The organism is Methanorbis furvi (assembly GCF_032714615.1).
Taxonomy (GTDB): Archaea; Halobacteriota; Methanomicrobia; order Methanomicrobiales; family Methanocorpusculaceae; genus Methanocorpusculum; species Methanocorpusculum furvi.
Map to the genome: position 1 here is coordinate 119,859 of NZ_JAWDKA010000001.1, position 24,715 is coordinate 144,573.

The 24,715-nt window shown below is 47.7% G+C and carries 31 protein-coding genes; 23 read left to right on the plus strand and 8 right to left on the minus strand.

Translation table 11 applies throughout. The annotated features are described in order from the left end of the window. Window positions 1–99 precede the first annotated feature (99 nt). The 4 genes from McpAg1_RS00625 (at window position 100) to npdG (ending at window position 4,107) form a co-directional block, all read left to right on the plus strand. The gene (locus McpAg1_RS00625) at window positions 100–837 is read left to right on the plus strand and encodes an SDR family NAD(P)-dependent oxidoreductase (RefSeq protein WP_338093344.1); all 738 of its coding nucleotides are present in this window, start codon (window positions 100–102) and stop codon (window positions 835–837) included. A 28-nt stretch (window positions 838–865) separates the two neighbouring features. Further along, a complete protein-coding gene (locus McpAg1_RS00630; RefSeq protein WP_338093345.1) occupies window positions 866–2,104 on the plus strand; it encodes an L-lactate MFS transporter in 1,239 nt (412 codons plus the stop codon). A gap of 103 nt (window positions 2,105–2,207) precedes the next feature. Next, window positions 2,208–3,110, plus strand: a complete 903-nt coding sequence (locus tag McpAg1_RS00635) for a MerR family transcriptional regulator (protein ID WP_338093346.1) — start codon at window positions 2,208–2,210, stop codon at window positions 3,108–3,110. A gap of 301 nt (window positions 3,111–3,411) precedes the next feature. After that, the gene (gene npdG, locus McpAg1_RS00640; RefSeq protein ID WP_338093347.1) at window positions 3,412–4,107 is read left to right on the plus strand and encodes an NADPH-dependent F420 reductase; all 696 of its coding nucleotides are present in this window, start codon (window positions 3,412–3,414) and stop codon (window positions 4,105–4,107) included. Window positions 4,108–4,420: 313 nt separating this feature from the next. Here npdG and McpAg1_RS00645 read toward each other — a convergent pair whose 3' ends face one another. The 5 genes from McpAg1_RS00645 to McpAg1_RS00665 all read right to left on the minus strand — a co-directional run bounded on the left by McpAg1_RS00645 (window position 4,421) and on the right by McpAg1_RS00665 (window position 9,994). After that, a complete protein-coding gene (locus McpAg1_RS00645; protein ID WP_338093348.1) occupies window positions 4,421–5,182 on the minus strand; it encodes a protease inhibitor I42 family protein in 762 nt (253 codons plus the stop codon). A gap of 218 nt (window positions 5,183–5,400) precedes the next feature. Then, window positions 5,401–7,599 carry an elongation factor EF-2 gene (locus McpAg1_RS00650; RefSeq protein ID WP_338093349.1) on the minus strand — a complete coding sequence of 733 codons (2,199 nt, stop codon included), beginning with the start codon at window positions 7,597–7,599 and terminating at the stop codon, window positions 5,401–5,403. A gap of 31 nt (window positions 7,600–7,630) precedes the next feature. Then, window positions 7,631–8,218: a 30S ribosomal protein S7 gene (locus McpAg1_RS00655; RefSeq protein WP_338093350.1), complete on the minus strand. Its 588-nt coding sequence runs from the start codon at window positions 8,216–8,218 to the stop codon at window positions 7,631–7,633. Between the two features lie 5 nt (window positions 8,219–8,223). Continuing rightward, window positions 8,224–8,652 carry a 30S ribosomal protein S12 gene (locus McpAg1_RS00660; RefSeq protein ID WP_268922812.1) on the minus strand — a complete coding sequence of 143 codons (429 nt, stop codon included), beginning with the start codon at window positions 8,650–8,652 and terminating at the stop codon, window positions 8,224–8,226. Between the two features lie 202 nt (window positions 8,653–8,854). Further along, window positions 8,855–9,994, minus strand: a complete 1,140-nt coding sequence (locus tag McpAg1_RS00665; protein WP_338093351.1) for a type III PLP-dependent enzyme domain-containing protein — start codon at window positions 9,992–9,994, stop codon at window positions 8,855–8,857. 57 nt (window positions 9,995–10,051) lie between these two features. Here McpAg1_RS00665 and McpAg1_RS00670 point away from each other — a divergent pair, with 57 nt between their 5' ends. Genes McpAg1_RS00670 through queC form a run of 3 tightly spaced genes read left to right on the plus strand, consistent with a single transcriptional unit; the run spans window position 10,052 to window position 11,738 of the window. After that, window positions 10,052–10,459 carry a 6-carboxytetrahydropterin synthase gene (locus McpAg1_RS00670; RefSeq protein WP_338093352.1) on the plus strand — a complete coding sequence of 136 codons (408 nt, stop codon included), beginning with the start codon at window positions 10,052–10,054 and terminating at the stop codon, window positions 10,457–10,459. Continuing rightward, the gene (locus McpAg1_RS00675; protein WP_338093353.1) at window positions 10,456–11,073 is read left to right on the plus strand and encodes a 7-carboxy-7-deazaguanine synthase QueE; all 618 of its coding nucleotides are present in this window, start codon (window positions 10,456–10,458) and stop codon (window positions 11,071–11,073) included. Before McpAg1_RS00670 ends, McpAg1_RS00675 begins: the two co-directional genes overlap by 4 nt. Then, window positions 11,070–11,738 (plus strand): 7-cyano-7-deazaguanine synthase QueC, encoded by a 669-nt coding sequence (queC, locus tag McpAg1_RS00680; protein WP_338093354.1) that lies wholly within the window; start codon window positions 11,070–11,072, stop codon window positions 11,736–11,738. Before McpAg1_RS00675 ends, queC begins: the two co-directional genes overlap by 4 nt. A gap of 233 nt (window positions 11,739–11,971) precedes the next feature. On the opposite strand, the gene McpAg1_RS00685 is transcribed toward queC, so the two are convergent. Further along, window positions 11,972–12,484 carry a GNAT family N-acetyltransferase gene (locus McpAg1_RS00685; protein WP_338093355.1) on the minus strand — a complete coding sequence of 171 codons (513 nt, stop codon included), beginning with the start codon at window positions 12,482–12,484 and terminating at the stop codon, window positions 11,972–11,974. A gap of 131 nt (window positions 12,485–12,615) precedes the next feature. Here McpAg1_RS00685 and McpAg1_RS00690 point away from each other — a divergent pair, with 131 nt between their 5' ends. Further along, window positions 12,616–13,116 (plus strand): NUDIX hydrolase, encoded by a 501-nt coding sequence (locus McpAg1_RS00690; protein WP_338093356.1) that lies wholly within the window; start codon window positions 12,616–12,618, stop codon window positions 13,114–13,116. A gap of 1 nt (window position 13,117) precedes the next feature. On the opposite strand, the gene McpAg1_RS00695 is transcribed toward McpAg1_RS00690, so the two are convergent. After that, complete coding sequence (locus McpAg1_RS00695; RefSeq protein WP_338093357.1) at window positions 13,118–14,224, minus strand: hypothetical protein; 1,107 nt, start codon at window positions 14,222–14,224, stop codon at window positions 13,118–13,120. 82 nt (window positions 14,225–14,306) lie between these two features. On the opposite strand from McpAg1_RS00695, the gene McpAg1_RS00700 reads away from it, so the two are divergent. Together McpAg1_RS00700 and McpAg1_RS00705 are read left to right on the plus strand one after the other, a co-directional pair. Beyond that, window positions 14,307–15,416: a tyrosine-type recombinase/integrase gene (locus McpAg1_RS00700; RefSeq protein ID WP_338093358.1), complete on the plus strand. Its 1,110-nt coding sequence runs from the start codon at window positions 14,307–14,309 to the stop codon at window positions 15,414–15,416. Window positions 15,417–15,447: 31 nt separating this feature from the next. Then, window positions 15,448–15,885: a hypothetical protein gene (locus McpAg1_RS00705; RefSeq protein WP_338093359.1), complete on the plus strand. Its 438-nt coding sequence runs from the start codon at window positions 15,448–15,450 to the stop codon at window positions 15,883–15,885. A gap of 13 nt (window positions 15,886–15,898) precedes the next feature. On the opposite strand, the gene McpAg1_RS00710 is transcribed toward McpAg1_RS00705, so the two are convergent. Further along, a complete protein-coding gene (locus tag McpAg1_RS00710; protein ID WP_338093360.1) occupies window positions 15,899–16,150 on the minus strand; it encodes a hypothetical protein in 252 nt (83 codons plus the stop codon). Window positions 16,151–16,211: 61 nt separating this feature from the next. Between McpAg1_RS00710 and McpAg1_RS00715 the strand changes: the two genes are divergently transcribed. From McpAg1_RS00715 to McpAg1_RS00775, 13 genes are all read left to right on the plus strand, one after another. Beyond that, window positions 16,212–16,349, plus strand: a complete 138-nt coding sequence (locus McpAg1_RS00715) for a hypothetical protein (protein ID WP_338093361.1) — start codon at window positions 16,212–16,214, stop codon at window positions 16,347–16,349. A 3-nt stretch (window positions 16,350–16,352) separates the two neighbouring features. Beyond that, on the plus strand, window positions 16,353–16,676 hold the full coding sequence (locus tag McpAg1_RS00720) for a hypothetical protein (RefSeq protein ID WP_338093362.1): 324 nt from the start codon (window positions 16,353–16,355) through the stop codon (window positions 16,674–16,676). Next, complete coding sequence (locus tag McpAg1_RS00725) at window positions 16,654–17,019, plus strand: hypothetical protein (RefSeq protein WP_338093363.1); 366 nt, start codon at window positions 16,654–16,656, stop codon at window positions 17,017–17,019. The genes McpAg1_RS00720 and McpAg1_RS00725 overlap by 23 nt, the downstream gene beginning before the upstream one ends. Window positions 17,020–17,421: 402 nt before the next feature. Continuing rightward, the gene (locus tag McpAg1_RS00730) at window positions 17,422–17,592 is read left to right on the plus strand and encodes a hypothetical protein (protein WP_338093364.1); all 171 of its coding nucleotides are present in this window, start codon (window positions 17,422–17,424) and stop codon (window positions 17,590–17,592) included. Between the two features lie 319 nt (window positions 17,593–17,911). Then, window positions 17,912–18,748 carry a rolling circle replication-associated protein gene (locus McpAg1_RS00735; protein ID WP_338093365.1) on the plus strand — a complete coding sequence of 279 codons (837 nt, stop codon included), beginning with the start codon at window positions 17,912–17,914 and terminating at the stop codon, window positions 18,746–18,748. A gap of 80 nt (window positions 18,749–18,828) precedes the next feature. After that, window positions 18,829–19,185, plus strand: a complete 357-nt coding sequence (locus McpAg1_RS00740) for a hypothetical protein (protein ID WP_338093366.1) — start codon at window positions 18,829–18,831, stop codon at window positions 19,183–19,185. 80 nt (window positions 19,186–19,265) lie between these two features. Further along, window positions 19,266–19,694, plus strand: a complete 429-nt coding sequence (locus McpAg1_RS00745; RefSeq protein WP_338093367.1) for a hypothetical protein — start codon at window positions 19,266–19,268, stop codon at window positions 19,692–19,694. Between the two features lie 17 nt (window positions 19,695–19,711). Continuing rightward, the gene (locus McpAg1_RS00750) at window positions 19,712–20,068 is read left to right on the plus strand and encodes a hypothetical protein (protein WP_338093368.1); all 357 of its coding nucleotides are present in this window, start codon (window positions 19,712–19,714) and stop codon (window positions 20,066–20,068) included. 30 nt (window positions 20,069–20,098) lie between these two features. Further along, window positions 20,099–20,407 carry a hypothetical protein gene (locus McpAg1_RS00755; RefSeq protein ID WP_338093369.1) on the plus strand — a complete coding sequence of 103 codons (309 nt, stop codon included), beginning with the start codon at window positions 20,099–20,101 and terminating at the stop codon, window positions 20,405–20,407. A 3-nt stretch (window positions 20,408–20,410) separates the two neighbouring features. Next, complete coding sequence (locus tag McpAg1_RS00760) at window positions 20,411–20,755, plus strand: hypothetical protein (protein WP_338093370.1); 345 nt, start codon at window positions 20,411–20,413, stop codon at window positions 20,753–20,755. Continuing rightward, window positions 20,752–21,966 (plus strand): hypothetical protein, encoded by a 1,215-nt coding sequence (locus tag McpAg1_RS00765; RefSeq protein ID WP_338093371.1) that lies wholly within the window; start codon window positions 20,752–20,754, stop codon window positions 21,964–21,966. Before McpAg1_RS00760 ends, McpAg1_RS00765 begins: the two co-directional genes overlap by 4 nt. A gap of 162 nt (window positions 21,967–22,128) precedes the next feature. After that, window positions 22,129–23,109, plus strand: coding sequence for a hypothetical protein (locus tag McpAg1_RS00770; RefSeq protein ID WP_338093372.1), 981 nt, complete (start codon window positions 22,129–22,131; stop codon window positions 23,107–23,109). 358 nt (window positions 23,110–23,467) lie between these two features. Next, entirely contained in the window at window positions 23,468–24,406 is a 939-nt protein-coding gene (locus tag McpAg1_RS00775; protein WP_338093373.1) for a cation diffusion facilitator family transporter, read from the plus strand. The last annotated feature ends 309 nt before the right edge of the window (window positions 24,407–24,715 follow it).

Here is a 24,715-nt window from a genome sequence, read left to right on the forward strand (position 1 = left end):
ATATGCCGACCAAAATTTGTTTCTCGACATCACTCCCCGTATCAAAAGCAGCGAATCCAGCTGTTGGGTTTAGGTACTTTAGGAATGGAGAAAGAAAAAATGAGATTAGAAGATAAAGTAACAATTGTTACCGGATCAACTTCTGGTATGGGACTGGTTGAAGCTGAAGTACTTGCCAAAGAAGGTGCAAAGGTAGTTGTAGTCGGCAGAAATGAAAAAGCCCTGAAAGAAGTCACAGAAACCATCATTAAGAATGGTGGTGAAGCCATTGGCATTCGAGCAGATATCACCACTGCAGCAGGAGTACAGGAATTATTTGATAAAGTAATGTCAACTTATGGACGTGTGGATGTCCTTGTCAATAACGCAGGAGTATTTGACAAATACACAAAACTGCTCGACACGTCAGATGAATTATGGGACTCCATTTTCACGATCAACCTGAAATCCATCTACTGGTTAACGAAATTGGTTTTGCCGCAGATGATTGAGCGGCAGAGCGGAGCGATTGTTAATATCGCATCAGTTGCCGGCCTTGTCGCTGGAAAAGGAGGAGCATCCTACACTGCATCCAAACACGCAGTGATTGGATTAACCAAGCACATGTCCTCAGAGTACGCACGTTTCGGTATCAAAATCAATGCAATCTGTCCGGGTACGATTGTTACCCCATTGATTGCAGATTCAGTAGACAACATTCCAAAAGATCTTGTACCAACGAGATGCTTTGGTCAACCCGAAGAGGTTGCCGATTTATGCGTATTCCTTGCTTCCGATGAAGCAAAGTTCATGAATGGCTCTATAATCCCGATTGATGGTGGATACACCATCCAGTAAACATACCCATATCATTAATTGGTGTAAAATGATAGAGTTAAAATCTAATCGTTGGCTGGTTCTGCTGGCAGGGTTCATATTCAACTTCTGTCTCTCTGGCACCAGTGCATTTAGTACCTTTGTCTCACCGGTAATGGATACTACTGGATGGGATATGGGTTCCGTTACTCTTGCATATACCTTCTACAATATTATGATTTGTGTGTTTGGTATTGTAATCGGAGTTCTTGGACCACGGATCAATTCAAAACTTCTCATGTACGTGGGCGCGACTCTTTTCGCAGCAGGATGGATAATTACCGGATTTGCTACTGAAATATGGATGTTTTGGCTCGGTTTCGGAATTATTGCCGGTATCGGAGGAGGATGCCTTTACAATTTCTCAGTCACAAACACTCTCAAGTGGTTCCCTGACAAGAAAGGTCTCATTTCCGGTCTCCTGTTAGGGGGTGCAGCAATAGGTCCTGTTTTCAGTGCCCCGCTCGCCACTGCCCTTCTTGGCGACGTTGGAGTTATGGCAAGTTATCAGATTATTGGTATCATCTATGGTATTCTCATGTTTGCAGTTGGCTGGATGGTCTCAGTTCCACCAGCAAATTACAAACCGGACGGTTGGGAACCTGATACCTGTGGAACTTCTGGAGCAGCAAACGTTGTCTCCACGAAGGATTACACTTGGAATGAGATGCTCAAAACCCCAACTTTCTGGCTACTCTTCTTAGTATTTGCCTTTGCCTGTACACCGTACATGATGATGCTCAGTGCAGTATCAACCATTGGTCAGCAACAAGCAGGCATGACTCTTGCAATGGCAGCAATAGCCGTTAGTCTATTGGCAATCTCCAATTTTGTCGGTAGACTTCTATTCGGTGCTGTTTCAGATAAACTTGGAAGATACAAAACACTCCTGATTGCAGTCGCGATTGATGTCATCGCAATTGTCATGCTAGGTACAATTACCGAGCCGATTCCATTCATGGCTGTTATGTGTATTCTTGGAGCATGTGGAGGTGCGCTGCTGGTTATGTTCCCGCCAATCACCTCTGATAACTTCGGAAGTAAAAATTCTGGTCTGAATTATGCGATTATGTTTGTTGCATATTCAATGGCAGCTCTTATCGGACCTCAACTTCTTGCTTATTTCAAAAACACAACTGGTGCCTACACGCTGGCATTTAGTTTCTCGGCAGGACTTATGCTTGTTGCAGGAGTGATCCTGTTTATAGTCATGTTTAAAAGAAAACGTGAATGTGAATACACCACATGATTTCAGCAGAAATCAATCACTTTTTTTTGATTTTTTTCACAGATATGTGGCAAATATTTATGTATGATGCCAGATATATTGACATTCTGGGGAGAGTATGATCATGGATGAGGTAAATGTTTTGCAGAATGCCGATGGTGATATGTCGCAACCGATTTATTCAATCGGTGTTGTTTCCAAAATGCTGGACATACATCCGCAGACGATTCGCTATTTTGGCACTCAGGGTATTATATCACCGTGCCGGGATGAGAAAAATGGAGAACGAAAATATTCCATATACGACATCTATAAGCTGATGCTTAGGAAACAGTATCGGAATATCGGTTTTTCTGTGAAAGATTCGGAAGATCTTCTGAATATGTACCAGTTAGATGAGGTAATCCAAAAATTTGAACTGGAACAAAAGAAACTGGAAAAACAGATGCAAGAACTCGAACTTCGGCAAAAAGGGCTGATATCCATTCTTACACGGAGTAAATCCATCAAATCTCAAATAAACAAGGTATTTTATGCAGAACGCCCGGCATTCTGGCAGCACGCTCATATGCGGGGAAAGAAACTACTCATGGATGAAAACTCCCTGAAAGCACGGCAGATTGCCATGAAATTAATGCCGCTCTCATTTTATTCTTTCTGTATCAACAGAGACGAGATAAAGGATGAGATGTGGGAGAAAAATATTCCCATTTATGACTGGAACCTCGGATTAGAGGATGAATTTTCTGAAATTATGGGATATAATGAGATTGACGGATCTGAGCATATTCCCAAGATGATGTGTCTTTACTCAATATTCTCCGTTGAAGGAACAATGTTTCTGCAGGGTTCAATGCTTGATTCAATATGGAAATTCATGAAAAATAATGACTTCAGCATTAATGGAAACATTTACGGTCGACTAATTTTGAGTTCTACGAACAAACTGAACAATGCAGAGCGGTTTTTTGAAGTATGGGTGCCATTCAAAAAAAGAGCACATTTTGCGGGGAGATACAGTTACTGAAGTCAGAAACAGTATGCAGAACAGCACACAAACCAAATAAGTCTCATTTTTTCAAAAATGATTGAAAAATATTGCGAAATCAGCCTACAGTAGCTGTAAAAATAGCATTAAGTAGTTAGTTTGTGAACATACTACTAACCTGAGTCTGGCAATCTGATGATAATGACGAAGTGACATGAAGATATTGAGCAGTTAGAATCTGCCCAAAAAAATTACACATCACCGTTGTTTCAAATCAATGGGAAATCTCTAGTACCCTTTAGTCAACCTCAGGCGAAAGAGATCGTAACTATCACGAAGGATGTTCATTGAGGATGTAAACAAAATGAAAGTAGGAATAATGGGTGGAACCGGTAATATCGGCGAAGGTCTTGCACGCAGAATTTGTCTAGGAGGCAAATACGATGTGGTGATAGGATCACGCGAAACGTCAAAAGCTGAAGTCGCAGCAGACGGTGTTGTGTGTTGTTTAAAGGAAAACAAATGCACTCTTACCACATGCTCCGGCGCGACAAACGCTGATGTGTGCGACTGTGACATAATAATCATGTCACTTCCATTTGACAAGTTAGAATCGACCATTGAAACCATTGGAAAATCAAAATTTGAGAACAAAATTGTCGTATCTTTAATAAATCCTATGATTCGAAACCCAAAAGAGAAGTATTTCCTTCCAGACTGTCCTACAGAGGGCTCGGCAGCACTTGCTCTGAAAAAACTGTTACCTGAATCTGCTAAGATTTGTACTGGATTCAACAATGTTGCAGCAGGAAAATGGATGCAGTTGGAAGAGGAGTTAGACTACAGTGTTGTTGTCTGTGGGGACGACGCAGATGCAAAGAAGAGGGTAATGGATCTTGTTTCAAGTGTATCCAAACTTCAGCCGTTAAATGGCGGACCACTTGCTGTTTCAGGGATTATCGAAAGTATCACACCACTGGTGATAACCCTTGCAATGAACAATGGTCTAAAGGACGTGGGTGTTTACTTTAGATAGGCAGTGTTCAAATAATACACACCAGATCACTAAGGATGATTTACCAGGATAAACACACATTGAATGGATGCATTTGAGTTATTCATTCAATATCCTTTTTTAGAATATGATGCATGTATCAATAACGTCGAATATTTTTCTGTAAAATATTCACTCAAGGAATCACTCGAGATATTTGGAGATGTGGAGAGGGTCTGGGAGTGAATGGGACGCGACGTATGATTGATCTTCGAAAATAATTTTTTTTCAAAAACCGTGATTGAAAAAAAGTACCGGAGGATTTCCCCGGTTTTCCCAAGAGAGTTTGTATTGATTATTCAATGAAGGTCAGATTCACGGTGAACTGCTCAGCCGCAGTCGTTTCCCACGAGCGCTTGTACTCTGCACCGAAGGTGTAGGTTCCTGCATTCTCTGCGGTCACGTACCAGACGTAGGTTCCGCCAACACCGGTCATACCCTCTTCATGCTCGTCAGGGAGGTACTCTGATTTCAGAATCTTCAGACCGTCTGCTGCGGCTGCGTTCCAGACATAGCCGGTTGTCGGATTGCCGGGAACAATGATCTTTACCACTTCATTTACCTGCGGATTCATCATTCCGTCAAAGGAGATGACATATACCGGCTCCTCTGCTGCTTCGCCTGAAGACTCCGTCACGACGACCGTCTGGGTAAAGGTATAGACTGGCTCTGCATCAGTTTCCCATGACCGTTTGTACTCAGCGGTGAAGGTGTAGGTTCCTGCGTTTTCTGCTGTCAGGACAAAGACCTGCCAGCCTCCAACTCCGACCATGCCTTCTTCCTGAGTTGCCTGGATAAACTCCTCGGTCACGTTCAGACCGTCGGCATCTGTTACAATCCAGCGGTAGCCGGTTGTCGGATTACCGGGAACGATGAACTTCACCTGTTCGCCTGCGGAAACAGTTGCAGTCTTTTCAACGGAGACGATGAGTTCCGGAGTTATTCCTGTGGTGTTATTGTCCTGCGGCTCATGACTGGCCGCAATTGCCGTGCCTACAATGCCCACTGCGAGCACTGCACAAACAAGGCCAATGAAGAGTATAATGTTTTTCTTCATAGGATATCATTATCTCGCAGGAGATAAACCGTTTCCGTAAACTACAACTTAATTCGCAGTTATTTTCGGAAAATTCCTTTAGAAATTGGTTATTTTTCTGTGATGAAAGACATCTCTTGCAGCATCGCAAAGGAAAACAAAGAAAAAAAGATAACAGAGGAAGGGGTTGACTCCCGAATTTCCCGGGAGAAGTATTCTCTGTATAATTTTCCGAAAAATTACTCGAGGTAATCCTTCGGGGTTGGGATCTGGTCTTTGAGACCCTTTCTCTTTCTGATACCGATAACGATCTCAGAAAGCATACCCTGCGGAACCGGAGAGAATCCTGCGAACTCAGTAGACCACATGGCGCGGCCTTCCGTTGCAGAGCGGATATCTCCAGCGAAACCGAACAGCTCAGCAACCGGTGCCTCGCCGTTGACCACAATCTGGTCACCCTCGGCCTCGGTCGTGGACAGCTGACCACGGCGTCCCTGAATCTGGGAAATTGCCGCACCCATCTGATCCTGCGGAACAGTGATCTGGATTCTCTGCATCGGCTCAAGCAGCGTGTCGCCTGCCATCAGAAGAGCAGCCTTCAGACCGCCGCGGACCGCCGGAATAACCTGTCCCGGACCACGGTGGATAGCATCCTCGTGCAGCTTCACATCGTGGAGCTTAATGAGAACATTCTGCACCTGCTCATCTGCAAGCGGTCCGCCGTCCAGTGCCTCGTGCAGACCATCAATGACTAACTCCATCGTCTCATTCAGGTACTGAATACCTTTCGTGCAGTCGATGAGCATGTTCGAGCCATAGATATCCTTCACGTTCTTTGCCTCATCCTTGTCAAGACCAAGTGCTGCGAGTGCATCACGGCGGGCAATGTTGTCCATATTCATCGAAACTTCGTTCGACTGAATTGCCTCAAGAATATTCTGCGGCATCGGCTCAACAGACAGGAAGAACCTGTTGTGTCTGTTCGGAGACTTACCCTCAACAGTTCCGTCGAGTGCCTTTGAAACAGTCTCACGGTACACAACGATTGGCGGGGACGTAACAATGTCCACACCTTTGTCTCTCTTGATACGGCCGGTAACGACCTCAAGGTGCAGCTCGCCCATACCTGCGATAAGGTGTTCTCCGGTCTCCTCGTTAATGTTAACACGGACAGTCGGGTCTTCCTTTGCAACCTGGCGTAGAACCTCAATCAGCTTCGGCAGATCTTTGGTGTTCTTTGCTTCAACTGCAACAGTCATAACCGGCTCGGAGTAGTGCTTCAGTGACTCGAACGGTGTCATCTCCTTTAAGGAAGACACGGTTGATCCGACAATCGCATCGCTCATACCGGTAACTGCAGCAATATTTCCTGCAACAACCTTGTCCACATCCACACGGGTCGGACCCATGAAGATACCAACCTGCTGAAGTCTGTTCGGCTTACCTGCAGTACCGGAGATGTAGACCTCCATACCACGGGTCAAAGTTCCGGAGAACAGTCTGCCGGTTGCAACCTCTCCTGCATGCTTGTCAAAGGAGATGTCAGTAACCATCATGGCTGCCGGACCCTTTGAGTCGCAGGCATACATTGCCTTACCGATCTCAGACTCAACATCGCCGTGCCAGATAATGTGGCATCTCTTACCCTGTGCCTGAAGCGGGTTCGGCAGGAAGGTAACGACCATGTCAAGAAGAACTGCGTGCAGCGGTGAGGTCTTTGCTAAGTACTTTGCATCGCCCTCGTTACACTTGTCGATGATCGTCTGAAGACTCACACCGGACTTCTTCATGTACGGAATCGAGATTGCCCAGTTATAGAGAGCGGAACCGAACGCAACGTTTCCCTTCATCGGGTCAAGCTTCCAGCCGCCGTTGTTGTAGAGATCCTCGTTCATTCCTTTGATAAGCTTGTTGACCTTGTCAATAACCTTACCAAGGCGGATCATCATCTCCTGCGGGTCAACCTTCAGTTCATTGATAAGGCGGTCAACCTTGTTAATGAACAGAACCGGGTGGACGCCCTCTTTGAGTGCCTGACGCAGAACCGTCTCGGTCTGCGGCATCGGACCCTCAACAGAGTCGACGACCACGACAGCGCCGTCAACCGCACGCATTGCACGGGTAACGTCCCCACCGAAGTCGACGTGACCGGGAGTATCAATCATGTTAATGAGGTACTCGTGGTCACCGACAGTGTGAACCATGGACACGTTGGATGCATCAATAGTGATTCCACGTGCCTGTTCTTCCTCGTCAGAGTCCATCCAGCATGCCTTACCGGAAAGCTCCTCACTGATCATTCCTGCTCCGGAGAGGAGGTTATCAGAGAGGGTGGTCTTTCCGTGGTCAATGTGTGCAACGATACCGATATTACGGATGTACTGAGGCTCGTTCATGAGGTCAGTAATCTTCTCAACCATCTTCTTTCCGCGTGACATTCTACACCATTAAAAAAGATTTAATATTTGTTTACCGAGCAGACTTCGCAATCCGCTCGACTTCTTCCTTCCTTCCGACCGAGAAGCATTTTGCATCTCCCTTTGCTGCCATGATCAACTCATTGGCAAGCACCTGATATGCCGGCTTCTTGGTTTTGTGGGAACCTTTCCAGGTTGCCATGGCAATGTAGCGGAGTGCTGTGTTGACACGGCGGATAGGTGCGGAGTCCACGGATTTCGGGACGTTGATACCGCCGTACTTCAGACGGACGGTCTCTTCGCGGGGGCCGGCGTTGGAGATTGCATCAACGAGGACCTGAAGCGGGTTCTGCTTGGTCTTCTTGTTGATCTCATCGAAGGCATCCATAACCATACGGGTGCACATCTGCTTTTTGCCGGTGTTCGTTTCCGTCTGCATCAGACGGTTGATAAGCCGCTCAACAATTGCCATCTGGCTTTTGGTGAACTGCTGCTGGGTCAGTCTGCCGCAGGAGCTCGGGACCTCGGTTGAGGTAACCGTGACATAGCGGATAAGACCTGCATCTTTTACAACAACTTCGCTGGTATCCCACTTGTTGAACAGCAGGATCTTGCTGGTTGCAGTCTGTTCTTCGGTCATATTATTTACCTCCGTGCCTTCTCTTTGCGTCCGATGACAAGCTCATTGAGGGTGACACCGTTGACACCGATAACGACGAAACGGACTCCGGGAATATCTCCCATGGAACGTCCTGCACGACCGCCGATACCGCAGATAGTGACTTCATCGTGTTCATCGATGAAGTTGATTGCACCGTCACCCACTGCGAATGCAGTGACCTGGCGGCCGTTTTTGATCAGCTGAACACGAACACACTTTCTGATTGCCGAGTTCGGCTGTTTTGCTTCAACACCAACTTTCTCAAGAACGATTGCACGTCCGAGCGGTGCGCCTTCAAGCGGGTCTGCTTTCAGCTTCAGTTTGAGCGCTCTGCGCGCATAGACTGAATCACTCCACCGGAATTTCTTGGCGGAGCGAACAAGCTTTCTTGCTGCGAATTTTCCCTGTCCCATTAAATTACCTCTGTTAAAGTAGATTTTTGGATAGATGAATCTTTATACGCAGTTTCCTGCGTGGTTTGTTTCCCAAAGAACGTGCACGTAGTTTGGAGAAACTATTCCTCTGTTGGAATATTGTGAATGCGGGGGCCTAAGTCCTTACGGATACCTTACCCTCGCATGTTCCTATACTTATGAGCAGGCTGTACTAATAATCTTAATGGGAGTCTTCATCAGTGAATACCAATGTCTCCACAGGTGCATCCTGACCTCCGAACTGCTGAAAGGAAAGTGTGCAGGCGTAACTCCCTGCGTTGGTGATGGTGATGCGGTCGCCGATCTCTGCCTTTGGCAAAAGAAGATCTTTTGCAAGAATGTCAGATGCAGTGCAGAGGTTTCCAACGATGTCAACCATCTCCATCTCATCAGATTTTTTGTCGAGCGAGATCGTCCATGCATGATGTTTGGTGAAGAGTGGTTCTGTTGCCTGATGATCTTCTTCGAGAAGTGCGGCAACCGCAGGTCGTGCAAATCCGTTGAGTCCTCCGGCAACGATGAGGTATGTTCTGCCCCGGGATTTTTTGATGTCAAGGACTTCGGTGGTGTAGGTCCCTGCCTCGCAGACGATGAACCGTCCTGACTCGATGAGAAGTTTTGCCGGAATCTTCGATTGATATTTTTTCACGAGGAGATCGCATGCCGTGCTGAGTTTTGCGAGGTCCACCGGTTTGTCGTCTGTGGTGTACGGCACACCGATGCCGCTGCCGAAGTTGATGAAGGAAAGTTTTTCTCCAAGCTCGTTCTGAATTTTTTCCGCGAGAGAGAATACGTTCTCATAGTACCGGTAAATTTTCTGCCAGTCAAGCTCCTGGGATTTGACATGCACATGAATGCCTGCTATCACCAGATGCGGATAGCAGGAGAGTGCGGCAACCGTGCACAACTCTTCATCGATACCAAATTTCCCCGGGGTTCCCCAGAAGGATGGGTTGATGCGGATGCCGACGGATTTTTTTCTGCGGCGCTCTCTTGCGATATGGTTGAGGAGTTCAAGCTCATGAAAACTGTCGGCGATGATGACGCATTTATCAAAAGTTTCCTCAAGGTCTGCGGTGGTTTTTCCGGGACCTGAGTAGTAAATATTTTCCGCGGGAACCCCGGCACCCGCCGCAAGCAGTACCTCATTTTTTGCGGCAGCGTCTGCACCTACCTGTTGCGAAGCAATGTAGGAGAGGAGAGGTGGATACGGGTTTGCCTTGATCGAGTACAAAATCCCGAACTCCGGCAGGGCGCATTTGAGTTCGGCGATCTTTTTTCCAATGATCCTTCCGTCATAGATGTACTGGGGTGCTGTCATGATACAGGGACTCTACCTCTATTATTATAGTTCACCAAAGGCAATATATTGAGAGCTATGGCTACCCGGATATTTAAAGAAACACATTTTGATGCATCCCACCGTCTGATGCATTATCAGGGTAAATGCTCCCGCCTGCATGGACACCGCTGGGGAGTTGAGGTCTGGATGGAAGGAATCATTGATGCGACTTCAAAGATTCTGATCGACTACAATATTGTAAAGCAGGTCGTGGAGGTGTACGATCATCAGGTGATTCTGAACAAGGATGATCCTCTGGCAGCGGCGATTTTGCCGTTCCAGCAGCCGGTCTTAACGAACGGTGACCCGACAAGCGAGCTTCTTGCTGAGGATATCAGATATCGGCTGAACAGTTTCTGCCGCGAGAATAATATGGACGCTCATGTAACAAAAGTCCGGGTCTGGGAGTCTGACGGCTGTTACGCCGAGGTTGATGCGGAATGAAGATCACCGAGACGTTTGTGAGTCTCCAGGGTGAAGGGCTTCGTCAGGGTATGCCCTGTATGTTTGTCCGGCTTGCAGGATGCAATCTTCACTGTGCGTGGTGTGATACAGAGTACGCTCTTGGCAATGCAATCGGTGTTGAGATGACTGCTGAAGAGGTTATGGAGGCAGCGATTGCATCAGGAGTTTCGTATGTCTGCATCACTGGCGGTGAACCGCTGCTCCAGAAAGAGGAGCTTGTTCCTCTGGTTGCGGCGATGCATGAGGCAGGCGTCACGATTGATATTGAGACGAACGGAACGGTTCCGTTTGGTGAGCTGCAGGATTATGCTTCCGTTTGTATGGATGTGAAGTGTCCGTCGTCAGGCGAGATGAGTGATCTGTCGCTGCTTGCTTCTCTTCGCGAGACCGATACGGTGAAGTTTGTGATCGGTGATGAGGCGGATTATTTGTATATGGTTGAGGTGCTTGCGGCGAATCCGAAGCTTCGTGCTCCGGTCTGTATTACTCCGGTGTACGGAACTGATACGAAGTGGCTGGTTGAGACGATCATTGCAGAAAAGCTCCCGGTCAGGTTCCAGCTTCAGCTACATAAAATGGTGAATGTTGCATGAAGGCTGTCTGTCTGATGTCGGGCGGCATGGACTCAACGACGCTCGCGTATGTTGCGAAGGATATGGGATATGAGATTCTGGCGCTTCACATGAATTACGGCCAGCGGACGCAACATAAGGAACTTGCCTGCGCCCGCCGTGCTGCACAAACTCTTGATGCGGTGGATTTTGTTGAGATCTCGCTTGATTATTTTACAAAGTTCGGGATGAGCAGTCTGACTGATATGGATATCGCGGTGGAAGAGGGGACGCTCGGTCGGGCAGATCGTCCGAATACGTATGTGCCGTTCAGAAATGCGAATCTGATTTCGATCGCAACGTCGTACTGTGAGTCGCGTGACGGCGATGCGGTGTTTATTGGTGTGCAGTCGGGAGATCACATCGGGTATCCGGACTGTACTCCTGAGTTTATTGCGGCGATGCAGAATGTGATCAAAATCGGAACGCAGACGGAAAAGGAGATCAAGCTGCTGACGCCGTTTGTGTCGATGAACAAGACCGATATTCTTCGTGAGGGGCTGCGGCTTGGTGTGCCGTACGAGGATACGTGGTCCTGTTATGATACTGAGGATACGGCGTGCGGTGTGTGCAGCTCCTGTCTTTCACGGATGAAGGCGTTTGCAGATCTGGGAATCGAGGATCCTATCCCGTATGCTAATCGTTGATTAAATGAAACGCGAAGAACGCGAATAAAAAAATCGCCAATGGCGATTTTTAAAAATAATTAGTGTTGGATGATTATCTGTTTTGCAAAAACATTGATTTTTTTATTCGCGCTATTAGCGTTATTCGCGTTTCAAAATCACGCGTTTACCAAAAAATTGTGATGATACCTTTTCGTGGTACCACATTTAGTGGTATCACAACCTGCACCAAGTTCGGTCATCATTCAGTACACCTATGTGGGAAACTCCACGTATCCATTGATGCCTGCAAGAGCTCCGGGCCTCAGTTCAACTCCGAGAACATACATGGATGGAAAATCCTCCGAGTGACGGATACCAAATCCTGCAAGTTCGGTGAAGCCGAAGCGGCCATAGTACAAGGGACTGCCGACAAGAATTACCGCATCGTAGCCGAGAGCTTTTGCACGAACAAAGCCCTCACGAATGAGAGTCGAGCCGACGCCCTGACCGCGGAACTCTTTCACCACTGCGATTGGTGCGAGAATGAGAACAGTATGTTCCCGTGTGCCTCCCGTGATTCGAAGCTTCGTGAACATGACATGGCCGATAATTTTTCCGTCCGCCTCTGCAACGAGTGCAAGGTCAGGAATATAATTTTCTCCTGCACGAAGACGGTCCGCGAACTCCTGCTCGGTTCCGGATGCTACCTCGGCGGTTTTGAATGCTGTTTCGATCAGCTGATAGAGTTCTTCAAACTCTTTCGGGTTTTCTGGTCTGATGATCATGGCCAAATTTTTTCCGTATCTACTCATGGGGCGGCAGATTTCATATACTGATGCAATGGTTTTGTGAAATGCGATTCGCGTTTCATTTATCTCATCTCGCAACCAATTCACAAAGCAGAGAGCATCCTGCAATGCCGATCATTTACGATACCCCGCGTCTGAAAATTTCCACAAAACCTGTACATCTCCCGAATGGTTTTGATCGTGAGTACTTATTCGTCGAACCGGTCCCTGCGGTCTGCATTCTTCCAACCGACGAACATTTTGTGTATCTCATCCGCCAGTACAGAGCAGTGATCGACTCATACATCTACGAAGTACCGGCAGGCGGCATGGAGCCTGAGGATACTGATCCAGTCGTTGCCGCACGGCGTGAGCTTGCCGAAGAGGCGAAGTTTTTCGCTGAAGAACTTATCCCGCGTGGATTTGTCTACTCGTCTCCGGGATTCTGCACGGAAAAACTCTGGCTGTATGAGGCACGCGGCCTTTCTTTGTGTGATACATACTGCTGTGACGAGGATGAGATCATCGAGGTTGTCCGCGTGAAAAAAGAAGAAGCTTTGCAGATGGCAATCGACGGACGCATCTGCGATGCGAAAACGATCGCGCTTTTGATGAGAAGCCTGCTCTGAATCAGAGTAGCTCCCTGATCCGTTTTGTGTCCCCCGTCGTGTTCAGCACTTCGCGTGCCGTAGGATCACCGATCAGCAAAAAGTTCGGCACCAGTGCGTATGCAGGAAATCTCTTGAAAAACTCCTGCACCATCAGCTTGTTCATCCTGAGCAGCAGAAACTCCCGCTGCAGCTCATCCAGCTGATCCGGTTCTGCTGCTTTGACCCGCACAAGCAGATCATCCTTGAGCACCGCAAGATGACGGCTGTTGAGTTCGGCCATCAGTTTTCTGCTCTCAATCCCTTGGAAATATCTGATGATCACTCCCTGCGTGATCAGCACAAGGATGAGAATTATGGGGAACTCAGTTGGAAGAATCGTTATCTCTGCAAGATACTGACCAAGCGTCAGTCCCGGAAACATCATTGCCCCTACAATCAGCAGTCCGGTAAACATAGCAAACCCACTGATGTAGAGCCAGATCTTCAGCTTTGCCACCTCACCCCCCTCAGCCTTCTCGGAAGAAAATGATCTGCCGATGAAAAATCCCGGGGTGTCAGGTTCTGCCATCACAATTTTTCCATAAAAGAGCAGTATCACTACTATCTGCACAATGATCAGCAGCAGCAGATGTAAGTCTATTACACCATAGAAGTAGAGAACTCCTGCACAGATGAGATCGGTCAGATAAATTACGGCAAATCCCTTGGCAAGCGGCTTGGCATTGATCAGAAATGCGTTCCAGAATATTTCAAGAAACGTAACCTTGTTCTTTTTGACCGTCCGCAGAAGATTCGCCAGCCGCAGAAACTCCTTAATCTGTATTGAACTGCTGCCGTCGAACAGACTACTCGTTGAGTCCGATCCAAGGGAAGGGATCATCATCAAAAAGAAGTAGAACATGTAGATGAAAAAACTCCCAACAACCCAGAGCATCAGAATATCAATCGGCGGAATACCGTTCGCTGCACTGATGAAACCCCAGATGATGAGAAGGGCTGCGGGCAGCGGCACCCAGTATTTTGTTCTTGCGAGTCTGCGTTTTCCCTTCTCAAGTGTTGTGCCGTACTCCTCTTCAGTTTCAATCTGAGTGGAGATGCGGGTAATCAGTACTTCTTTGGTGATCATATTCTCATCCAGGCCGCTTAACTTATTTACGTGACGGTAACCTATAATCTCTACTACGGTATTGCCAATAAGGATGTAGTTAATGACTAAACTCTCCGTTACTGACTATGTGAATACGAAACGAACTAAGAATACAAAGTCTGTAGTTCGTGGATCACTCACTCAATTTTTCAGACATGTTTCAAAACAGCAGTTGCTGACGAAAGACCTTGATACTTATTCGTTGCAGTATTTGGAAAATAGCTCTATTGATCAAATATTTGCGGATGCGAATTCTTATTTCGATTCGATTTATTCGTTATCTCCAAAAACAATTTCATTACGAATTGGGTTTTTAATTCATTATTTGAAGATGAATGATATTGCGTTTTCTGCTGCACAGGACTCTATTTTGTCTGGTAGACTTCCTCGTTCGGTTACAGTTCATGATGAGGATTACCTGACAACCGAACGGCTTAGATCTGTCCTTGCTCAGTCGGATGTTATGATGAGGGCGATTATTTTAGTTCTGGCGAGTTCTGGAATGCGCATTGGAGAGGTGCTTTCCTTTGATATTTCACAGATGCATGGGAATGAAATTCATATGCGTGCTTCTCAGATGAAGGGGCAAAAACCACACGTTTATTTTATCTCTGTGGAAGCTGTGCAAGCGGTGAATGAGTGGTTAAAGGTTCGGGATGTTTTTGCTACACGTGCCTTGCTAAAAACGAAAAAATGTTTGGGGCATTCTTCGGTTATTTCGTCCTGTGTATTTCCGTATTCGTACTCTTCGATTGGTGTTAAGTTTACCTTAGTTATGCAAAAAGCCGGTTTGTATGAACGTGATATGGTGACGAGACGAGGTAGAATTACTCTTCATTCTATTCGAAAGTGGACGGATTCCACAATGAAAATTCACATTTCATCAAATCTTGCCAATGCACTCATTGGCCACTTTGAAGCAGGTGATTCATCTTATCGTCGCTATACTCGTGAGCAGCTCCGCGAAGCTTATGCGAAGGTGGAGCCATATCTTACGATTCTTGCACCACAGGAGTATGCAGATCTGAAGAGCGAGACACAGCAGCAGCTGGCATCTCATGATAAGCTGCTTGTGGGATTGATGGAAGAAAATTACCAGATAAAAGCGGACAATAAGGTCATTAAGGACACGCTTAATTCTCTTGTTCGTTTGTTAGACACAGAGAAATAACTTTTTTAGTTTATGTGTGATACATATTTGCATGAAAAAGGTGTTTGTGGCATTACTTCTTCTTTGTATTTGCATGATGTCAGCAGCAGGTTGTGTGTATCCACAGCAACAATCAGAAGTAATTGAGAAAATAGTTTATGTGTATCAAACGCCTGAACCGACACCAGTTCCTACTGTATCTCGTGTTGCCGATCTTGAATTAGCTGAGATTGATTACTGGGATTATCCGGTGGGTGATTCTATGACTTGTTATGTGTATAAGGTTAATATATACAATCCGAGTCATGTTACTGCCCGAAATATTGATGTTTATTGTTATATGTACTTGGAAGGAAGGGACGTTATTTTGGATTCCTCGACATACCACATTGATTATTTAAATCCGGGATATTTGCAAGAAATTACATTTAAATTAGAGGGTGGTAAAGGTGTTAAATATGATTTTGAGTATAGGTGGTTTTGGGATTAATTGAAAAAAAGAATTAGATGAGTTTTTTTATTGCAGTGAAAATCTCTTCTTTTATTACCTCCTCATTTAGGGCAAGTTTGTTGTAGAGTTTTTGTGATTTTAGCGCGTGCATGAAGGGGTAGAGCTCCGCGTAGATCATGCAGGCGTCATAGGCTACGGATGATACTTTTTTGTTTTCAGTGTTGCAGATCGTGTCAAGCTTTTTTAAAAGTTCGCCGTCAATTCGGAAGGATACGGTCTCGGTTTTTGTTGCTTTGTCAATCATTTCAGGTAAGTGGACTTTCAAAAATAATATATATTACGTGTGCATAATTACTTATACTTACATGATAAACAATGTAAACAACGTCCGAGTGGTTTACCGCTCAGACATTGACCGGTGGAAAGACCGGTACCCGCTCTTGATTGATCGGGTCATGTCGAACGTCGACCAAGGAAAAGTTATCATCTTAGAAGGAATGTGAAAAATGAACTGTAAAACAAAATTTGCTTCGATTGAGGCAAGATTGGAGCATCTTGAATCTGAAAATGCCCGTTTAAGTGCATTGCTTGGGTTTCAGGAAAATCTCTTGAAACAACTGCATGAAAAAACCTCCACATCCCCCACACCGCCAGAACCCGACGCACAGAAAGACGTTCCTCTTGGAGTCGTCGCCGTCGGCTGCGGACTAAGTATTGCTGCGTTGTCTGCGCTGTGTGCTTTAGGCCTCCTTTCTCCAAAAAACGTATCAACTTCTGAAAAACCCGAAGTAAAAGAAGGAAACTCAAATGTCTACATCATCTGTAACTGAAACAAAAACCGGCTCACCGGCTGGCTCTGCATCGTCTACAACTCTCTCACCCGCTCCGACCATCGTTGATAGGGAACGCGGCATTAGTCTGATCTCTGACCAACTCGGCGTTGGTATCAGATTCATTAAAGCCGGTGAAACGACCGACGAAGTGACTGGAAAACTCATTAAATGGAACGATTCCGTAAAACTTGTCTCTGGCGACAAGGTGTTAAAACTGACTGCATTACAGGCGGACTACATCCGACGAGCCTTCAACAACTCGGAAGTAGCCGCAGAACTCAAAAGCAGGAAAGACGTAGAACTTGCAAAACTGCTTGCAGAACTGCAGGGGTCGGCGTAATCACGCTTGAGGACGGATAGATGTTTGCGTTATTTGTTTATAACTCTTGCACACGCAAATACCAGCGGGTATCTCAGAGCAGCAACATAGCCTATCTTGGGCGTGTCGCTGCGTCCCGCTTTGGCACTTCCCGCTGGATGATCCGTCCTCTTGGAGGAGACAAGCATGTCAGACCTATGGTATGATGCGGGCCGAGACGAGAGTTACATCTCCGATCAAGACCGACAGTGTCCCGGCTGCCGCGAATTTCAGGAAACATGTGACAAGGAGGATGTGGCACGCTGGCGTGCCCTATGGCTGCCCAGCTGCCGGACTTGTCCGCGAGAACCGCATTGTTATCCGAGTCACCGCATGCAGGGCAAAACCTGCAAGGTCTAAAATCTTTTTTTGAAGGTGTTTTTCATGACTAAAGACTGCAAAGGCTGTTTGTGGTGGAAGCCGGGCGCTGACTACTGCAAACGGCAGATGCTCAAAGCTCAGAGGATGACCGGATGCGGCTACACTTCCGCACGACCGGAGCAGCCAGCAGAAAGAGCAGCAACAAGCTGCGCAGACGTGAGGCAGTGGTTGTAAGGCATGCCCCTACTCTCTCCCTCCCATACCCTTGGTTATCCTGCGGAGCGGGAGCGGCGAAGGCCGCGACACGGAAACACGGCGAGCGCAAGCGAAGCCGCAACAGATGCCGGGCAGCTGTTGTTCATCGGCGTGGCGCCGATGAAAGGGAGGGCGGAAGCCCTCCCCTTGGCTTACTTAGAGCAAAGCGCACCAACTCACAAAACAGGAGTTTTTGAGATTGAGCTTTGAATCAGATTTCATGCCGAAAATCCGACGATCACGGAGGTTTAAGGAGTACCAAAAAGTCTGTTACTTCTTTGCGAGATATCTTGATGAAATGGAGGGAAAAACGCTAAATATTGATGGATATGACACATTTAGCTGTAAGCCTGTAACGATGGAACTTGAGTATGTTCATCGCTTTACTGAATCGTATCTGAAGGGTTTGCTCTGGAAATTTTCGCGACTGGAAGAATGGTATAAAGAGCACAAAACGCCGGTTTACTTGCTTAGTTTGACTACATCAAGCAAAAATAAGACTATCAGGGAAGCGTTTGACGTTTTGCGGGAAGGCTGGCGAAATCTGGCGCATGTGCTGCGGAAAATGAGGCAGGAAAAAGGGATGCAAATTGAATATATTTACGTTTACGAGCCGCATAAATCGGGATATCCTCATATTCATGTGGCTCTGTTTGGTAATCTGACCGATGATGATGTAGAGCGTCTGCGGCGGCTTTGGAGCGACAAATACAAAATCGGATCTTATGAGCACGGTCTGAACATTTCACTTCCGCGGAAGCATCAAGAAATTCATCATGTCCGCGCATACATCTTGGAATATGTCAAGAAGAGTATTGATTTATCGAACGTAACTGTCCCGCATTTCGTATTCCTTGCCGTTCTTTGGAGTTTTTACGACAAAAGCCAATGGTCTTGGAAAATTCCTTATTGGACTGCAAGCGGCACATTTGCCCCAAAAAGCACGGGCGGCGGAGCCTTCCGGCTCTGGGGAGCATCACGGCAACTCACCCAAATTATGAAATTTGACGCCAAAGAAATCGATGCAACGCAGAACGGCGTTCAATATGCAAGATTTGGCGGTCAAATACCCGAAGTCATCGTTCGTTTATCGAAAGAAAGTCTAAGGAACTTCCTTTCTGAAAACGGACTGTGAAAACCGGTGAAAAATTCTCTATAATACTTAAACATCCCACTCTTTTCATGGATGAATTTACAGTCCTGATTTGTGTCTTAATGGCTTGTATCGTTGTTTCTGGTCTTGGGGTTACTTCCCTGTACCTCGGACATCAGCGCAAGCTTGAGGCCGATAAGAACACCCGCATTATCGCAGTAGAGGAGGAGAAAACCAACCGCGCCAGAGTGGCCGCAGGCAGGGAATATGTCAATGCTCAGTTAGAAGCGGGTGTCTTCAATCAGTCCCAGACACCGCCTGATGAGGGCGGTCTGGGCAACCTGATGCAGTATCTTCCAATGATCCTGCCGCTCTTGCAGCAGAAACAGGGACAAGCTGCACAGCAGGGGGTGACCGCTCCGGCGGCTCCCTTTCCCGGTATCGTCTCTGGAGGGGATACTGGAGCATCCACAAGTTAAGCGGATGATTGGCGAGTATCTGGGTAACCTGACGCTCGGCGAGAAATTCCGCTTACTGAAATCAATTTTGAGGTAAAAACATGGCAAGATGGAACAATTTCAAGTCCAAGGCACGCAGTTATGGCGGTCGTGCTTATTCCGGTGCCCGCACCTATGGGCGCAAATTCGGCGGCTACGCTCGGCGTGGTGGTCGTGCTGCATGGAACGCAAACAAACGCGCCTCTCAGGGCTTTGGTAACTCTCAGTTCAAGGTCTATCCCGACCTGACGGTTGCCGCTGGTGCTGCAGTCGGTCTTTCTGACATTGACCGCATGGTACCGGGTCAGCTCTGGCTGCTTGGTGCGGCTATGCCAATCGGTGGCAGCATCGGGCGGAAAGTCCGCAACTTCTGCGGCGGTGTGATCATTGGTGAGCTTATCAGCCAGTACACCGGCGTGAAAATCCCGCTCGGAACCGCACAGACGAAGAACACAACGAACATGAGCGTCGCGGCGCTGTATTCCGCGTAAAATTGAGGTGAAAAAAAATGACAGGACCACACAAAATTATTTTCCAGTCTGCTGACGGTAAAGCTGTGCGTATGCACGTTGCTTCTTCCGCTGCAGTTGGTACCTACCTTCCGGTAGACAAATCTGCAATTCCGACCGCATCTTCTCCGGATTCCGTGATTTTTGGGGCGGACACGATTATGACCGATCTCATTGCAACTACGGCAGCCGGTGAAAAGGGTGCGTTTGAAGTGATTGCAGATGGCAATCCGACCGGCAGAATCTTTGAAGTTGGACAGAACTACGCAGCAAACACGGCACGGCCAAAGTACACCTTCCCGTTCGTGAAGGGTGTTCAGTACCGTTTCAGAGTTGTTGAGGCATTTGCGGCATAGGCCGCATCTCCTTTTTCCGAGGTGCAAAAAATGGCGTACAAAGAAGTTACGGCAAGCCTGACGCTTCCGGCTGACAAAAAGCCGGTTACCGTTCTGGTGTTTAACACTGCATCTCTTGTTTCTGCGACGATTACCGTACACGGTAAGGCGGGAAAGGTTGTTCGTGGTTGTGAAGGCGTGTTCACCCTTCAGCCGGAGCAACAGCTGATCTATAGTTCCGCTGAATTTCTGGGATTTTCAACAGGTCAGGATGTAGAAATCCGGCTCTGTGCAGCTGATACGGTAGCAGTACCTGTTTCGGTGCTCTACTGCTATGACGATGCGAAAACGGGGGTATGATCCATGCCATACATTTACAAAAACGGCGAGGTGGTAAATGTCTCTCAGGCTGAATTTGATGCAGTCATGGCTCAGCTGAGAGAAAACCGTCCGGATTTGTATGAGGGTGTATCTACACCCGACCCCACTACTTCTTTTTCTGGAGACGGGTATGTTCCGGGAACAACCCTGTTTGATTATGGGTTACAGAACTCGCTGGACAATTTGCAGAAATCTATTGCCGGTTTTGATCCGCTTGCCGGAGTGAAAAACTGGTTTGATTCGGTGAACTGGCCGAGCGTTCTTGTTCCGGCTGGGCTGATTCTGGCCGGTGGTCTGATTGTGATCAAGGCGGTGAAAACAAAATGACGGATGTGAATTACTTTGACAATCCGAATGCAGAAACGGCAAACAGGACTAAATCTTCTGGTTGGCTGGGTCTGGTTGCGGGTCTGGGAATTGTGGCGATTGGTTTTTATGCTTTCTTGAGGGGTAAAAACACGGCGAATGCAAACAATTCCGGAGGCGGTTATTCTGAATCGCTGGCTGGTGGATCCGGTGACGGGTCGCTGAACCCTGAGCTGCCGGTACTGCCAAACGTGCCGCAGCTTCCGGGTGGTTCTGCAACCGCTGGCGGAAGTTTTGATACAAGTAGCGGGTCGGCTCTTTCAACGTTTGCCGAGTCATACGGGGCAAAGTCAAGCAGTGTGGCAAATGTTTTGAGCCTGTCGAACTACGGAAATGAGACGGTGAACTATGATCTGGGCGTGAAGTATCAGAATTATCTGAATACGGAAAAAACACAGGTTACGAATGCGGCCGGAAACGTGGTTTCGCTGGGGTCTGACCTGAATCCGGTTCTCGGTCTGGGAAAGACGATTTACTTCTTACAGGAGAAGGGAGAAGGTCTCCCGGGAACTCCGGACAGCAATGCTCTTGCGGCTTCTGGCCTTCTGGGCGGTGCTATCGCGGGCGTTTCGCAGGAACAGGCACCTTTTGCGGTTGCTACATCAATCGCGAAATGGTTTGACAGTCCGTATATGAAAGATTCCTCGAAGGTTAATCAGGCGGCAAGCATGGGGCTTTCGTGGTCTCCTCAGACAGGACTTACGCAGAGATCGACGGTTTCGGCGCAGAGTCAGACGCAGGTTACCGCAGCGATACAAACGAATGCGGTTACTGCGGCAAAACAACAGGAAGCAAAAGCGGCGGCGGCTGCACTGGCAGCACAACAGGCGGCGGCTCTGGCTGCTCAACAGGCGGCGGCTCTGGCTGCTCAACAGGCTGCACAGGCGGCGAAATCTTCGGGTTCGTCTGCTGGTTCTACCGGTTCGAGTGGTTCGAGCGGTTCCGGCTCCGGAAGTGCTGCTTCGGCGTTCTTTAATCAGTATATCCCTAAATCCGCTTCTGGTGGTTCCGGTTCCGGTGGCGGGGCAGTGCCAACAGCAGCAGGGGGCAAGACAACGACAGGCTCCGGAGGCAGTAGTTCCTCTGGCAGTTCCGGAAGTGCGTCATATAACAACCGGTCTGGCAGTATGTCCGGCTGGTCTTCGACTGCGTCGGGAACAAAAGTACATTGAAATGAGGTGAAAAATGAATGCAATGAATGATACATTTGGCAACTCTACGACCGGTAAACTGGGTTTTCCGTGTGGGTCGGGTTGCTGCCGTTGTCCTATGTTCTGGGTGTGTCCGGCTCGCTGGTTCAACGGTAACGGAAATGCGCCGGGGGTCGTCTGCTGATGCCGGTAATTAACAATCCTTACGTGAATCCGGTTGATCTGAACAACACGGCTCCGAAGGTGCACGGTTCGCAACATAAGAAAGGGGGGTCTGACCCCCTTACCCCTGCTGACATAGGAGCAGCTGCGGAAAATCATACACATAATGTGTCTGGTCTTGCTGTTGCCTGGCAGGATGTAACGTCCAAACCAAATACGTTTCCGGCAACTCTGCACGCGGCGACTCATGGGCAGGGTGGCGGTGATCTGCTGGCTCTGGATGCGTCACAGATTACCTCCGGTACGGTTCCGCTGGCACGACTTCCGCACGGGTGCCTTGAGCGGCTGGTGATCGTACAGGACGATACCGCACGATTTGCGCTGACAACGGCGGAAATTCAGGAAGGGGACACTGTGAAGGTTGTGGCAACATCAACGATGTATTTCGTAGTGGATGAAACGAAGTTGAACAGTCCGGACGGGTATGTTGCATATACTGCCGGTGCGGCGTCTGCGGTGGACTGGTCGGCAATTACGGGTAAACCGACTACGTTTAAGCCAGAAACACATTCTCATGATGATGTTACAGTATTGAAATTTTGTGGCGTTCCGTTGGTAGTAAAAACAGATTTGACTGCATTGTCAGTTGCTGCCTATAGTTCCCCTCAGACTTCCGGTATGGTTTCAGCTTCAGGCACATTCTTTACGTTGTTTACTGTTGATGCTTTTTCCACGTCTAATGTTGTTGTTAGGGTTCCGTATCGGATTACTAGCGCAGGTACTGTTTCGTTGTCAGGAGGTGGAATTTCGGTATCCAACAATCATTCTTCTGCATCAGAAGGCACGTTGACATTAACGATTCCTGTGGGTGTAAAGATTGGCAGCATTGTTTTGAAAATGACGCGCGATTCTTCGGTAAATAGTAGTAGTGGTTATTATTACTACAGTCATCCGGCGTTGACGATTCCCCGGTTTAGGTTGTCGTTCGCGGAGTTATTCTGATGATCACGTTTGAGCTGTTGCTGCAGTGTGGCCTGCTGGGGCTGACACTGGAATTGCTGCGCCGAGTGATTCGGATTGAGACACGGGTAGGGCTGTGTAAGCGCTGCCCGATCACAAAAAAGGAGGTGAAAAAGAATGTTAGAGAATTGGACTGCGCTTGAGATCGTAGCAGGTGGATTTGTCGCCATTGCTGGCGCTGGGTTCCTGCTTACTACCATCGGGCCGATGATGTACGCTTGGGCTGACCGCTGGCTTGACCGCACGCGTAACAAGCTCCCAGATGGGGAGTAGGCACAAGTCTTTTTAGGCTTGGTGAAAAAACTATATCATTATTGGCAGTGAAATATTCTCTACTATAGTGATCATAGACACCGAGGAGAATAACCGGAAAAAACAGAATGCTGCCCGGTTGTCCGTATTTTCCAATCTGTTTCTGACTGCTGCAAAGATTGTGACCGGTATGTCGATAGGCTCGGTCAGTATTATCTCTGAAGGCATTCATTCAGGAATGGATCTCCTTGCTTCATGCATTGCCTACTTTTCGGTGCGGAAATCTTCTGAGCCTCCAGACGCAGATCATGCGTTCGGTCACGGGAAGTACGAGGATGCGTCGGGCCTGATTGAGGCTCTCTTAATTGTTCTTGCGGCAGGCATCATCATCTGGGAAGCGGTGCAGAAGCTGATTCACGGAGAGGATCTGATCTCGTTTGAACTGCTGTATGCTGGTATGATTGTGATGGGAATTTCTGCGGTGATGAACTTTTTTGTGTCGCAGAAACTGATGCGGGTTGCAAAGGAGACCGAGTCGATCGCTCTTGAGAGCGATGCATGGCATCTGCGAACCGATGTTCTGACGTCTGTCGGTGTGCTTGCAGGACTTGTTCTGATTCAGCTGACGCACTTGGTGTTCCTTGATTCGGTTATTGCGATCATTGTTGCGCTGCTGATTCTTCGTGAGGCGTACTTCCTGATCCGCAGAAGTTTTGCGGATCTGATGGATCAGAGTCTTGAGCCTGAGGAGATCGAGAGAATTGAGGTGATCATCTGCCGGTATGCAAACGAGTACACGAACTTCCACAGTCTGAAGACACGCAGGTCCGGGCCCGGACGGTTTGTTGAGTTTCATCTGATGATGCCGCACGCAACTCCTCTCAAAGAGGCGCATGCGGTACTCAAGGAGATCGAACATGATCTTCAGAATGAGATTCCCCGCATTGCGGTTATTGTGCATCTTGATCCGTGCGACGGGAGATGTGGCGGCCCTGTGTGTTCGTTTGTGTGCAAACGAGAGAAATAATTTTTTATTTTTTGATAAGAATTTTTTCACGAAATTTTTTTTATTGATTACTGCTGAGTAGTACGTGAGGTTTTGTTCTGGGGAGGCAAAACCTCACCCGCCACTCAACGGTGTTGCCTATTAAGTCCTGCCACCCACGGAAAGGCGGAGCACACAGAAAAATATCACGGAGCAGACGTGAACATCACAGAAATAGAATTTTAGGATTCCGTGATGTTCTCGTCTGCTCCGTGATGTTTTTCTGTGAAATTTCCGTGTACTCCATTTTTCCGTGGGCGGAGCTACGACAAACGTCTCATGCAAATCATT

What these genes read in the sequence shown, in the direction of transcription:
- McpAg1_RS00630 (WP_338093345.1), top strand. Translation starts at nt 866, where the DNA reads ATGATAGAGTTAAAATCTAATCGTTGGCTGGTTCTGCTGGCAGGGTTC.
- McpAg1_RS00715 (WP_338093361.1), top strand. Translation starts at nt 16,212, where the DNA reads ATGATAAACAATGTAAACAACGTCCGAGTGGTTTACCGCTCAGACATT.
- npdG (WP_338093347.1), top strand. Translation starts at nt 3,412, where the DNA reads ATGTTCATTGAGGATGTAAACAAAATGAAAGTAGGAATAATGGGTGGA.
- McpAg1_RS00740 (WP_338093366.1), top strand. Translation starts at nt 18,829, where the DNA reads ATGGCTTGTATCGTTGTTTCTGGTCTTGGGGTTACTTCCCTGTACCTC.
- McpAg1_RS00745 (WP_338093367.1), top strand. Translation starts at nt 19,266, where the DNA reads ATGGCAAGATGGAACAATTTCAAGTCCAAGGCACGCAGTTATGGCGGT.
- McpAg1_RS00650 (WP_338093349.1), bottom strand. Translation starts at nt 7,599, where the DNA reads ATGTCACGCGGAAAGAAGATGGTTGAGAAGATTACTGACCTCATGAAC.
- McpAg1_RS00665 (WP_338093351.1), bottom strand. Translation starts at nt 9,994, where the DNA reads ATGACAGCACCCCAGTACATCTATGACGGAAGGATCATTGGAAAAAAG.
- McpAg1_RS00750 (WP_338093368.1), top strand. Translation starts at nt 19,712, where the DNA reads ATGACAGGACCACACAAAATTATTTTCCAGTCTGCTGACGGTAAAGCT.
- McpAg1_RS00760 (WP_338093370.1), top strand. Translation starts at nt 20,411, where the DNA reads ATGCCATACATTTACAAAAACGGCGAGGTGGTAAATGTCTCTCAGGCT.
- McpAg1_RS00685 (WP_338093355.1), bottom strand. Translation starts at nt 12,484, where the DNA reads ATGATCATCAGACCAGAAAACCCGAAAGAGTTTGAAGAACTCTATCAG.
- McpAg1_RS00625 (WP_338093344.1), top strand. Translation starts at nt 100, where the DNA reads ATGAGATTAGAAGATAAAGTAACAATTGTTACCGGATCAACTTCTGGT.
- McpAg1_RS00730 (WP_338093364.1), top strand. Translation starts at nt 17,422, where the DNA reads ATGACTAAAGACTGCAAAGGCTGTTTGTGGTGGAAGCCGGGCGCTGAC.
- McpAg1_RS00710 (WP_338093360.1), bottom strand. Translation starts at nt 16,150, where the DNA reads ATGATTGACAAAGCAACAAAAACCGAGACCGTATCCTTCCGAATTGAC.
- queC (WP_338093354.1), top strand. Translation starts at nt 11,070, where the DNA reads ATGAAGGCTGTCTGTCTGATGTCGGGCGGCATGGACTCAACGACGCTC.
- McpAg1_RS00690 (WP_338093356.1), top strand. Translation starts at nt 12,616, where the DNA reads ATGCCGATCATTTACGATACCCCGCGTCTGAAAATTTCCACAAAACCT.
- McpAg1_RS00720 (WP_338093362.1), top strand. Translation starts at nt 16,353, where the DNA reads ATGAACTGTAAAACAAAATTTGCTTCGATTGAGGCAAGATTGGAGCAT.
- McpAg1_RS00770 (WP_338093372.1), top strand. Translation starts at nt 22,129, where the DNA reads ATGCCGGTAATTAACAATCCTTACGTGAATCCGGTTGATCTGAACAAC.
- McpAg1_RS00635 (WP_338093346.1), top strand. Translation starts at nt 2,208, where the DNA reads ATGGATGAGGTAAATGTTTTGCAGAATGCCGATGGTGATATGTCGCAA.
- McpAg1_RS00670 (WP_338093352.1), top strand. Translation starts at nt 10,052, where the DNA reads ATGGCTACCCGGATATTTAAAGAAACACATTTTGATGCATCCCACCGT.
- McpAg1_RS00700 (WP_338093358.1), top strand. Translation starts at nt 14,307, where the DNA reads ATGACTAAACTCTCCGTTACTGACTATGTGAATACGAAACGAACTAAG.
- McpAg1_RS00755 (WP_338093369.1), top strand. Translation starts at nt 20,099, where the DNA reads ATGGCGTACAAAGAAGTTACGGCAAGCCTGACGCTTCCGGCTGACAAA.
- McpAg1_RS00675 (WP_338093353.1), top strand. Translation starts at nt 10,456, where the DNA reads ATGAAGATCACCGAGACGTTTGTGAGTCTCCAGGGTGAAGGGCTTCGT.
- McpAg1_RS00695 (WP_338093357.1), bottom strand. Translation starts at nt 14,224, where the DNA reads ATGATCACCAAAGAAGTACTGATTACCCGCATCTCCACTCAGATTGAA.
- McpAg1_RS00765 (WP_338093371.1), top strand. Translation starts at nt 20,752, where the DNA reads ATGACGGATGTGAATTACTTTGACAATCCGAATGCAGAAACGGCAAAC.
- McpAg1_RS00725 (WP_338093363.1), top strand. Translation starts at nt 16,654, where the DNA reads ATGTCTACATCATCTGTAACTGAAACAAAAACCGGCTCACCGGCTGGC.
- McpAg1_RS00660 (WP_268922812.1), bottom strand. Translation starts at nt 8,652, where the DNA reads ATGGGACAGGGAAAATTCGCAGCAAGAAAGCTTGTTCGCTCCGCCAAG.
- McpAg1_RS00705 (WP_338093359.1), top strand. Translation starts at nt 15,448, where the DNA reads ATGAAAAAGGTGTTTGTGGCATTACTTCTTCTTTGTATTTGCATGATG.
- McpAg1_RS00655 (WP_338093350.1), bottom strand. Translation starts at nt 8,218, where the DNA reads ATGACCGAAGAACAGACTGCAACCAGCAAGATCCTGCTGTTCAACAAG.
- McpAg1_RS00735 (WP_338093365.1), top strand. Translation starts at nt 17,912, where the DNA reads ATGGAGGGAAAAACGCTAAATATTGATGGATATGACACATTTAGCTGT.
- McpAg1_RS00645 (WP_338093348.1), bottom strand. Translation starts at nt 5,182, where the DNA reads ATGAAGAAAAACATTATACTCTTCATTGGCCTTGTTTGTGCAGTGCTC.